The sequence below is a fragment of the Ensifer sp. NPDC090286 genome (genome assembly GCF_044769565.1).
Classification (GTDB): domain Bacteria; phylum Pseudomonadota; class Alphaproteobacteria; order Rhizobiales; family Rhizobiaceae; genus Ensifer.
Genome location: NZ_JBIVYF010000004.1, coordinates 755,161 through 765,595 on the forward strand (window position 1 = coordinate 755,161; position 10,435 = coordinate 765,595).

At 60.9% G+C, this 10,435-nt stretch carries 10 protein-coding genes; 5 read left to right on the forward strand and 5 right to left on the reverse strand.

Annotated features, from left to right (window positions below; all coding sequences use genetic code 11):
- Nucleotides 1-9 precede the first annotated feature (9 nt).
- From ACIQUG_RS24180 to ACIQUG_RS24195, 4 genes are all read left to right on the forward strand, one after another.
- On the forward strand, nt 10-1,257 hold the full coding sequence (locus ACIQUG_RS24180) for an MFS transporter (RefSeq protein WP_402324588.1): 1,248 nt from the start codon (nt 10-12) through the stop codon (nt 1,255-1,257).
- Nucleotides 1,258-1,351: 94 nt separating this feature from the next.
- Nucleotides 1,352-1,768: a hypothetical protein gene (locus tag ACIQUG_RS24185; RefSeq protein ID WP_402324589.1), complete on the forward strand. Its 417-nt coding sequence runs from the start codon at nt 1,352-1,354 to the stop codon at nt 1,766-1,768.
- Between the two features lie 180 nt (nt 1,769-1,948).
- Nucleotides 1,949-2,848: a phosphotransferase family protein gene (locus tag ACIQUG_RS24190; protein WP_402324590.1), complete on the forward strand. Its 900-nt coding sequence runs from the start codon at nt 1,949-1,951 to the stop codon at nt 2,846-2,848.
- A gap of 333 nt (nt 2,849-3,181) precedes the next feature.
- The gene (locus tag ACIQUG_RS24195) at nt 3,182-3,658 is read left to right on the forward strand and encodes an SRPBCC domain-containing protein (protein ID WP_402324592.1); all 477 of its coding nucleotides are present in this window, start codon (nt 3,182-3,184) and stop codon (nt 3,656-3,658) included.
- 26 nt (nt 3,659-3,684) lie between these two features.
- Here the strand turns inward: ACIQUG_RS24195 and ACIQUG_RS24200 are convergent, their stop codons facing one another.
- The 5 genes from ACIQUG_RS24200 to ACIQUG_RS24220 all read right to left on the reverse strand — a co-directional run bounded on the left by ACIQUG_RS24200 (nt 3,685) and on the right by ACIQUG_RS24220 (nt 9,115).
- Nucleotides 3,685-4,245, reverse strand: a complete 561-nt coding sequence (locus tag ACIQUG_RS24200; RefSeq protein WP_402324594.1) for a GNAT family N-acetyltransferase — start codon at nt 4,243-4,245, stop codon at nt 3,685-3,687.
- A gap of 24 nt (nt 4,246-4,269) precedes the next feature.
- Nucleotides 4,270-6,627: an Orn/Lys/Arg decarboxylase N-terminal domain-containing protein gene (locus ACIQUG_RS24205; RefSeq protein WP_402324595.1), complete on the reverse strand. Its 2,358-nt coding sequence runs from the start codon at nt 6,625-6,627 to the stop codon at nt 4,270-4,272.
- 232 nt (nt 6,628-6,859) lie between these two features.
- Nucleotides 6,860-7,432, reverse strand: a complete 573-nt coding sequence (locus ACIQUG_RS24210; protein ID WP_402324596.1) for a DUF1349 domain-containing protein — start codon at nt 7,430-7,432, stop codon at nt 6,860-6,862.
- Between the two features lie 146 nt (nt 7,433-7,578).
- On the reverse strand, nt 7,579-7,986 hold the full coding sequence (locus tag ACIQUG_RS24215) for a BA14K family protein (protein ID WP_402324597.1): 408 nt from the start codon (nt 7,984-7,986) through the stop codon (nt 7,579-7,581).
- Between the two features lie 142 nt (nt 7,987-8,128).
- Nucleotides 8,129-9,115, reverse strand: coding sequence for a polysaccharide deacetylase family protein (locus ACIQUG_RS24220; RefSeq protein WP_402324599.1), 987 nt, complete (start codon nt 9,113-9,115; stop codon nt 8,129-8,131).
- A gap of 336 nt (nt 9,116-9,451) precedes the next feature.
- On the opposite strand from ACIQUG_RS24220, the gene dtd reads away from it, so the two are divergent.
- On the forward strand, nt 9,452-9,895 hold the full coding sequence (gene dtd, locus ACIQUG_RS24225) for a D-aminoacyl-tRNA deacylase (RefSeq protein ID WP_402324600.1): 444 nt from the start codon (nt 9,452-9,454) through the stop codon (nt 9,893-9,895).
- Nucleotides 9,896-10,435: the final 540 nt, after the last annotated feature.

Consider the following 10,435-nt stretch of genomic DNA (forward strand, 5'->3'; position numbering starts at 1 on the left):
AGAACGATGATGAACACTCACCACCAGCGCCAAGGCATCTTCTACGGATGGGTCGTCGTCGCCGCGACGTTTACGCTGACATTCCTAGGCTTTGGTAGCGCCTATACTTTCAGCGCCTTCATCGAGGTGTTGCAGCAGGATCTGGGGGCATCGCGTGGCTCCGTTTCGCTCGTTTTTTCCTTGGCAGGCTTTTTGTACTTCTGCCTGGGCGTGGTTTCCGGCCCGCTTGCGGACCGGTTCGGGGCCAGATCGCTCTGCGTTGTCGGCATGGCGCTTGTCGGTCTCGGTCTTGTCTTGGCGGGCCAGGCGCGCACCATTGCCGAGGTTTATGCAGCCTACGGGCTCGGCATCGGCCTGGGCGTCGGATGCGCCTATGTGCCTGCCCTTGGGGCCGTGCAGCGCTGGTTCGTCGCGCGACGTGGCCTGGCCTCGGGGCTTGCGGTCAGCGGTATCGGGCTCGGCACGCTTGTCATGCCGCCGCTGGCGACGTGGTTGATCGCGACCCTGGGCTGGAGAGAGGCCTATCTGGTGCTCGGTGGCGTGGCCGCGGCCGTCGGCATCGGCGCGTCGCTGCTGCTCGAAAGCGATCCAGGGCGACGGGGACTGCGTCCGGACGGAGCCTTGGCGGAGCCCGGCGTCGCGAAGTCGGTGGCAACGGAGGGCTTTTCGGTCAAGGATGCAATCCGGACGCCGGAATTTGTCGGCCTCTATCTGGCATGCCTGTTGAGTGCAATCGGCGTGTTCGTACCCTTCGTCCATCTCGTCCCGTTTGCAGTCGATCACCAGATCGCTCCAACCGTCGCCGTCCTCCTCCTGAGTGCGATCGGCGTTGGCAGCACAGCGGGGCGCTTCTGCCTTGGGGGGCTTGCGGACCGCTTGGGTCGGGACGCCTTCCTGGCGGTCATGTACGCAGGCATCGCCGTGTCGCTTGCGGTTTGGGCCTTTGCGACCGGGCTTTTGGCCCTTGCTGCCTTCGCCCTGCTGTTCGGATTGTTCTATGGCGGCTGGGTCGCCGTGCTGCCGGCCGTGGTTGCCGATCATTTCGGCCGTCGCAATGTCGGCGGTATCATAGGCCTTCTTTACACAAGCGTTGCAATCGGCACGCTGATCGGCCCGAGCCTTGCCGGCTTTATCTACGACGCCAGCAACAGCTACTTCCCGGCTATCGCAATCAGTGGAGGCGCCAACGCGGTGGCCGCGCTTGTCGCGATCGTGACGATCAGCTTCAGGTCAAGGACGGTTGCCGAAGGGCCTTGAACCAGCGCCGCAGCTTTTTCGGTCCCGCTTTTTGTATTGGATATCGCTGCCATGCGCCTGCAAGATTGCTTGCATTGGTTGTGGTGAATTGATAATGGAACAACCAATGAGATATGTTCGGAGGCGAGAGGACGAACGGCGTTTCATCCGTTGCGCGTTTCGCCTGTCGTCACGCATGGCGCCAAACGAAGCGGGCCGCAGCAGGGCCGTCTTCACGGTTGAGCAGTGCGACCATCGACTTGCCGATCGAGTGGTTTCAAAGGTTGGCTGGATGAGCGGGGAGCAATTTGACGACTATTATCAGACGCTGTCGACGCTGCTTCGTTCCTCGCTCGATGAGGTCAAGGAGAGCCTTTCGGATGAAGACTACACCGCGATAAGGGACCACCTCGATCATGGTGCGTACGGTGTCGCATGGGAGCTCCTTTGGGACCTGCTTCATGCACATCCTTTGCCGATACCGGCCGATCTCGTCGAATGCGGGCGAAGAATGGGTATCGATGCTTTGTGAGCTGAGATAGCTGAGGTGCCACAAACATCTGCTCTGGGGGGGCGCAGCGTTTCGGCCAGACCGTCTCGACGCCGTTGCGGGGTGTCGGTCTGATCCGGGCCGTCACCGCGAAGGAGCGGGGGCTATAGACTTCAAACGCGCGGACAAGGGCTGACGATTGAACTGCAAAGGACGAAGACGGTGAAGCATCAATCCGAAACGCCAATCGCGCCCGGCTCCCTTCAGGGGGAAGTCGACGCCACTCGTGGCGGTGCGATGTTCCTGGCAAGGATCGTTGCCGAACTTGGCATGCCGTCGGAGCCTCCGGCCGTCCTGATCGGCTCGGGACAGAACTCCGTCGCCTATCAGCTTGGCGATCGGATCCTTCGATTGCCGCGCCATGCCGGCGCCGAACGCGACCTCGTGCGAGAAGCCTCAACGCTTCATGCGGTTCGGCCCCTTCTTCCCGTGCCGGTGCCTGATCTCGAGGTGCGCCGCATCGGCGGCCAACTCATCTCGCTGCACGCCAAGATCCCGGGCGAACCGCTTTCGGACCTGGCCGGCCTGACAATCGGCGCACGGAAGGCCTTGGCCGCGGACCTTGCCGCCTTTCTACAGGCCCTGCATTCGGTCCCCATCGACTGCCTGGAGGCCGGGCCCGCCGAGGCACCTTCGTCCGAATGGCATCGGCTTCTGGCGCAATGCGAAGATGTGGCCTTTCCGCTGCTTTCGCCTGATGTCGTCAGCGGTCTGCGGACGCGTTTTTCCGATTTTCTGGCGACCTGCGACGCGCTTCCGCAGTTTCTGATCCACGGGGACTTTGGGACTGGAAACATCCTCGTCGATCGCGGCCGCCTCTCCGGCGTCATCGATTTTTCCGGCTGCGGCCCCGGTGACCCAGCCTATGATTTTGCCAGTCTCGCGGCAGGACTGGGTGACGGGTTCGTCGATCTGGTGCTTGAGCACCTTCCGGCCGACACGGCTGCGAGGGAGCGTATGAGCTTCTATCGAATGACGTTTCCGCTTCTCGACATCCTGTATGGCGTCGAAAACCGCGACCCGGAGACGGTTCGCGCGGGCGTGCGTGCCTTTGCGGCGTAGTCTCCGTTCGGATTTCAAACCGCTTCTGCAGCGCACAAGCAAGCAGGGGCGCGGGCTCGCGAAGGGTCTCTTTCGGTTCGTTGCCGACAGGAACCCGACCTTGGAGAGCTCTGCGAAGGCCTGAAGCTCCAGCGGCGCAGCGCCCAGATTCTGGTCAGTGCCGCGACCTCGCTCAATTTCCTGGAGTTCGCCGAGGATCTGGCAGGAAACAGATACATTACTGCGAAATTGCCGATCTGATTGCGGAACACAATCGGTCCTGATAAATACCGATTGTGTATTGCAAGCAGTATGCGCACGAGAAACTCTGCGGACCGAGCGACGGAGCGAATTATGGACTATGAAATCGGGCATAAGACATTCGTGTTCGAACGGCGTTGTGAAGCTCCGGTGACGTCGGTTTTCAAGGCATTTGCGGATCCGGTCATCCGCGCCGGCTGGAGCGCGCCGTCTGACGACGCAGCGTTTGTCTATACCGCGGCCGACTTTCGCGCGGGTGGCGAAGACCATTTCCGCTGCGGTTCATTGGAGAACCCGCAATACACCGGGCGCACGACCTACATCTCGATTGTCCCGGACGAACTCGTGGTCAGCGCCGAGATCGTTGAAGCCGGCGGGAAAAAACTGATGTCGAGCCTTATTACAACGGAACTGGCGGCCGACGGCGATGCAACGAAGGTCAAGATGACCGTCCAGGTGACGTCCCTCTTCGGTGGCCGAATGATCTCAGGCACGGAGATCGGGACCAATGCGGCCCTCGACAATTTGGTGGAGTATTGCTCGCTCGGTCGCTTCCTTGAACGGCGGTGAAGGGACGGTCCACCGGTCTTCAATCCTCAACGGGTGGAGAGGGGCGGTGGAGGTGGCGGGGTCGTGGATCCGGTGCCGAGTGAGCGTTGGACCATGACGCTATCGGCCCAGCGTCCGTAGCGGTAGGCGACACCTGGCAGCAGGCCGACGCGAACGAAGTTGAAGCGTTCGTGCAAAGTGAGCGAGGCGACATTGTCGGCGTCGATATAGCCGATCATCTGGCGAAAGCCGGCCGCGGCGCAGGCGTCGATCAGGCCCCGCATGAGCAGGCGCCCGACGCCTTGGCCGAGATGTTCGTGTTGAACATAGATCGAGTGCTTGACGGTATAGCGGTAGGCAGGGCGCTTGCGAAACAGGACGACATAGGCATAGCCGACAACGGCGCCCTCCTTGATTGCGACGAGATGGGGCAAGCGGCGACTTTTCAGGTTCTTCCGCCGCTCGCGCAGGTCGTCGGGCTGCGGCGTATCCCCCTCGTCCACGCCTTCTTCTATGCCGCGGCGGATATGCCGGCGATAGATGGCCAGCATGGCGTCGACGTCGCTCTCCCGGGACGGGCGAATAATGATCGTTTCATCCTGCGGCATGAGGGGTCTCGATACTCCTAAGTTTTATTCCGCGACGACGTAGGTATGAAGTCGAATGCGGCCGGACGCGTCGGTTTGGCGATAAAGGCCCTGGATCTCCACGTCGAAGCCGGGGAACGTGTTGAAGCAGGTTTCGAACATCTTGAGATAGTCGATCATCGGCTGCGCGCGCGCGGTTAGCCTTTCGCCCGGCACGATGGTAGCGATCCCGGGCGGATAGACGACGAAAGGCGTCGTCGCGATCCGCCCGGCAATGGCGTCGATCGGCAGGAAGTCCACGTCGTTGCGCACGAGGCAGCGCGCCGCGTCGTGGGGCGAAAGGGCGATGTCAGGCAGGTGCTCTTCGGAAAACTGCCTGGCCTGCAGGGCGCTGACATTGGCGTCACGGAAGAAGCGATGCATGTCGCCGCAAAGGTCGCGCAACCGCACGCCGGCGTAGCGGCCGGGGCGGCGGCGATAGAACTCCGGGATGACCTCTTCCAGCGGCGCGTTGTCGTCGTGAAGCCGCTTGAATGCGACGAGGCCGCTGATCAGCGTGCCCGCCTTGCTTGCCTCGACGCCGGGCGTGAGCAGAAACAGCAGGGAGTTGAGGTCGTTCTTCTCAGCGACGATCCGGTTCTCGCGCAGGTATTGCGCAACGATCGGTGCGGGAATGCCGTGCTCGGCATAGGCACCGGTTGCCCTGTCGAAACCCGGCGTGAGCAGCGTCAGTTTGTTAGGATCGGTCATCGCGAATCCCTGCGCCATATCGGAAAAGCCGTGCCATGCGGCCCCCGGGGTGAGGTGCCAGAAGGCCGGATTGGTGGCGAGCTGATCGGTGGCGACACTCTCCCATGGCACGTCGTGGACGGCTCCGGGGCTTGCCACATCCGGCATGGCCACGCGGTCCGGCACGAAGGGCTCGAAGAACCAGCGGCGCTCGGGCCGGCGTTCCTTTTCCTCGAACTCCCGCCGCACCGCCCGGATCTTCTTGCGAAGCTCGATGCCGAGCCGGATCGTATCATCCCACAGCACTTCGCCGGAACGGCCCTTCATCATCTGCGCGCCGACATCAAGGGACGCGAAGAGCGGATAGAAGGGGGAGGTCGACGCGTGCTGCATGAAGCTTTCATTGAAGCGCCGGTGTTCGACCCGGCGTTTCTGGCCGGTGATGTGCCGGTCCTTCATGTGGATCTGCGAGGCCTGGGAAAAGCTTGCAAGCTGCTTGTGCGTTGATTGCGTGGCGATGATGCCCGGGGCCTCCGGGCCGAGTTCGGCAAGGCCCATGGCAAACCGACCGGCATAGAGCGGATGAAATTTCATGAAGCCCGCCCAGGCCTCGTCAAACAGGATATAGTCGCACAGATGCCCGATGGCTTTCAGGATCATCTCGGCATTGTGGATCGTGCCGTCATAGGTGCACTGTTCCACCACCGCCACTCGAAACGGGCGCGGCTGCCGCCAGGCATCCGGGTCCTTGACCAACGGATGGGTGCGAATGCGCTCGCGAAGCGTCTCTTCGTTCAAGCTGCCGAAATCCATCGGGCCGATCAGGCCGTGGGCGTTTCTGGCGGTCGGCACGTAGACCGGGATGCCGCCGGAGATCATCAAGGCACCGTGATGGGCGGCCTTGTGATTGTTGCGGTCGAACAGAACCAGATCGCCATCGGTGACCAGGGCGGAGAGAGCGACCTTGTTCGAGGTCGAGGTGCCGTTGAGCACGAAGTAGGTCTTTTCGGCGCCGAAGATCTTGGCGGCTTCCTTCTGGGCGGCGAGCGCGGGCCCTTCATGGGTCAGAAGATCGCCGAGATCGAGCACGGAATTGTCGAGATCGTCGCGAAAAACCGCTTCGCCCAGATGCTCCATGAACACGCGGCCGACCGGGCTGCGGCTATAGAACACGCCGCCATTATGCCCGGGGCAGGTCCAGAGCTGGTTGCCTTCCTCGGCGTAATCCACCAGCGCGCCAAAGAAAGGCGTCTTCATCGTCTCGGCATATTGCTTGAGGCGGCTGATGAGGTTTTTCGCGATGAAGGCAGGGGTCTCCTCGGACAAAAAGACATAGCCGTCGATGAAGTCGAGCACTTCGACCGGCACGTCTTCGAAGCGCTTGCGCCTGATCAGCAGGATGATCGGAAATTCGAGGCCGCGCCGGCGCATCAGGTTGATGAGGGAGGCGGTCTTGCCTTCCATGCCCTTCTTGCCCCAGTCGACCATCATGCAGCCGATGGCTGCATCCGTCTGGACGGCGATTTCCGCGTCCTCGAGACTGCGCGCGCGGACCACCTCGAAACCGGACCGCTCGATCTCCTCGACAATCTGCTTATACCGGGCCCCTTCGAGATCCTCGTTGTCGAAAGCGGGTGTCGCGAACAAAAAGGTGAAGCGTCTGAAGTAATCCATCGGTGCCTCCGCCATTTACACGAAGCGAGTTGTTCGTGCGTTTCGTGACGATGTTGTGACGGCGGCCCTGGTTAGACGCGCTCGTCGAGCCGCAGGAGGTTGCGGAACGCCTTATGCGCTCTTGAAGTTCCACTGCGGCGAGGCGCGTGCGAAGGAATACGGATGACGGGTCCAAAGGACCTCGAATGCCTGGTCCAGGTCAGCGGATCGCTGCTGTTAGCAGCGAGTGTTCTTATGAGGCATGCAAGTCGCGCGATATCGGAGCGCCCAGGCAAAATCCTTCGAACCGCGCGGTAAAGCCTCCGCGCTCGGGAGAACAGGCCATGACGCCTATCCGTGCGTCATCAGCGGAGAATGGACATAATCTCGCCATCTGCCATAGACCATCGCCAAGATGAAACTGGACCCTGAGCGCAGCATCGTGCCGCGTGAGGCGGATATGCACTTCGGTGTTCGGCTGCGTTTGCGCAAGCGGGATTACCGACCAGTCCGACGTTCCGTTCGTGACGACAACCGAGAAATGCATGAGGCCGTCGGTGAACTCTATGCCGGTCTTGAGCCAGTGAGTTTCGTCGATAATGAGCATCAGTCCGGCTTGATCGTAGAGTTCGCGATAGTCGCCGCGCACGACCACCGATGCGGTAAAGTCTCCGCTCACCGGCTGCAGCCTGGCATGTCCGGAATGGCGCTTGAAGCCATAGAAGGTCTTCTGCCAAAAGTCGGTATTCGCCTCCGTTTCGAGCGTGAGCACGCCATTTTCGACGGTCCAGTTTCGCGGCTCATTCAACCAGGTAAAATCCGTCAAAACGCCCTCCAGCCCTGTGCGATCGGCGCGCACGGGCGCGTCCGCCATTGCGGTACCATCTATGGCTGGGGCAGGCGTCCGTAAAGGCTTCTTGGGCGACGGGCCGCCATGCCTGTGCGGACGACTTTCGGCCGGGCGCCCAGCTTTCACCGGCATTCGTAGCGCCGGCCGTCACGCCCAATGAATGTTCCGCTGCGCGGGTCATAGGAGCGGTAGCGCGCAAGGCACCGCGCGTCGCGGTCGTTGCGCCGATAAGCTTCCGCCTCGCGCTTGCGCTCCGCCTCCTGCGCCGCTCCGATAATGATGGCGCCGAGCGCCAAGCCGATCGCGCCGGCAGCCAAACCAGCCTTCAGATCCTTCTTGTCCTGTTTTTCCTGGCGCTCGCGCCACCGATCGCGCCGCGCTTCCTCACAGCGCCACCGCTCCCTTCCGTGAAGGTCCCGACAATGGCGCCAACCTCCATCGTAATCGTCAGCAAGGACGGTTGGGGCAGGCACGGCCGCCCCCAAAGCTGCAGCCAGCGCGAGAACCTTACCGAAGATCGACGCACGCATGGGACCTACTCCTTCAAATATCGAACCAATTGGTTCCGGAGTCTTGCGACCACGCGTTGCGGGAACATTGCAGCGAAAAGGAGGGATTTAAACCGCCGCGGCGAGGAGAGTGCTGAAGCTCGATCTTGGCCATGAATTCGGATCAGCGCGGCGCGTCCGGATCGGAATATTGGATCACCCACGCCGGTGGCTCTTCCTCCTTGCTTCCATCCACCTTGAGGTTCCGCTCCTTTGCCCAGCGGTATCCCCACATCGGTCCGAACTTGGTGGAAAAGCGAGGAGGGGTCTTGTACGCCGGATGGCCTTGCGCCTCCTCCAGGGAGACGAAGCGGTAGCCAGCACTTGTGAAAAGCTCGAGTATGCGATCGATGGTGGCTGCATTGATGCGGTTGGTATGGAGCAGCAGGATGCCGGGCGGTTCGCACCCGAGGACCTCGCGGTTCAGATCCGCATAATACGCAATTTCGACGCGGCTATAGTCTATGTAGGCGTCTTCGATCTTTTGGATCATCGCCGTATCGGATCGCGCCAATGCACGTTCATATGCGGCATCAAACACGTAATCCGACGTATCGATGGTGGATGCCGCCAGATGATATCCGCGCTCGCCAAGTACCCGCTCGAATGCCTCGCGACGTTGATCCGTGTCCCCGACGTGATTGTAGGGAAACCGGAAGAACCGAAGGCTACGGCCGGCCTTTTCCACCATCGGCCGAATGCTCGCCTCTCCATCGATCACTTCGCGACGAAATGCATCGATGTCCAGAGTATTGCTGTCGAGGTGGTTTGCGCTGTGATTGCCAAGCTCCAATCGACCAGCGTTCCACGGTTCCAACAGCGCCCGACCGATCTCACCCAGCGCCTGCACGCGCCGTTCGACGACAAACCCGATAGCGGGAACGTTGCCACGGGCGAGTCCGGCCAGGATGGCTTCATTCGTAGCCTTCGCGACCGCTTCGAGGTCCTGGGCTTCCGCATCGCCTGCGCGGGTATAGGGAAGATCGTCGAACGTGACGGCAACTGTCCTGTCGTGCGGAGAAGCACAAGCGGGATCAAGTGCCTGCGATCGGGCTGGATCTGCCGGCGTCAGCAGCATCACCAAGCCCGCCATCACCAGTGTCGCGCGCATTCGATATCCTCGCTTGGCTTCTCTGGCCGTGCCCGGAGGGCCATTTTGCGTCGTGTCACGGTCACCAATCGTCAAGGCCGCTTCGCTTCTGGTTTGAAGCGCGTGCCTTCATGTCGGACGCCCGCCTTCGCCGATCTCTCCATTGCCTGGTGAGATCACAACGCCCGGATTGCCTCAACATTGCGCACGATCCGACAAGCCTCGCGACGACGGTCTACCCATCGTTCGACCAGATCTGACGACGCCGTCCTGACGGTTGCTGTCCGGTTCGCCTAGCGCTTGATTGCGACCGCCTCGGAGTGGATAAACGCGGGCAGGCATAGGGAGAATTCTTGCATGAGAGCACTTGTCCAGCGCGTTTCATCTGCGCGTGTCACTGTAGACGGAACGGTCACGGGGGAAATCGCCAACGGCCTGTTGGTCCTCGTATGTGCGATGAAGGGCGATACCGAGAAGGAAAGCGAATGGCTGGCGCGCAAGATCGTCAACCTGCGCATCTTCAGGGACGATCAGGATCGCATGAACCGTTCGCTGGTCGATGTGGGCGGATCAGCGCTCGTCGTCAGCCAGTTTACCTTGGCCGCAGAGACGAAAGGCAACCGGCCGGGTTTCTCGACGGCCGCGCCGCCGGAGGAGGGCAAGCGCCTCTATGAACATTTCTCGGCGCAAGTCTCGACCCTTGGCGTTGCTGTTGCGAATGGCGTTTTCGGCGCGGATATGCGGGTGGAGCTCGTCAATGACGGTCCTGTGACGATCTGGCTGGACACGGCGGCCGGTTGACCCACCTTTGCCGGCCGTTTTCCACCCGTTTACCCGGGCGGAAAGTGGCCGTCGCTGCTTGTGGATAGAAATATCGTTTATTTTCAATGTGTTGTTAGAATTATGTCGGGTCCATGAAAATCCCTGTTGACGTGTTCGGGGATGGGGGTCTATAAGCCCGATCACTGACGAGGGCGGCGGCGCTGCTGGCGACGACGACCTTCGCTCTAGAGTTTCCTGGGTTGGCTGATGCTGATTGAGGGGTTCTGGACGATGGTTCTGGGCTTTGTGGAAACGGTTTGACGGATGGTGAGTTCGTCGGTTTTTTGACAATTGAATATAGAGAAAGAGAAACGTGGGCGGCGGAGCTCGTGAGGAACTTTAGGTTCCTTATGAAAGAGACTTTGGCGGTCACGTTTTAACAAGAGACTACACCTATTTTCTCGACGATGGTTTTCGGATTGTTGTTGATTGAAGAAGGGTGTGAGTTCTCGTCGATTCAGAACGTGACGTAATGCCAATGATTGAATTCTCAACTTGAGAGTTTGATCCTGGCTCAGA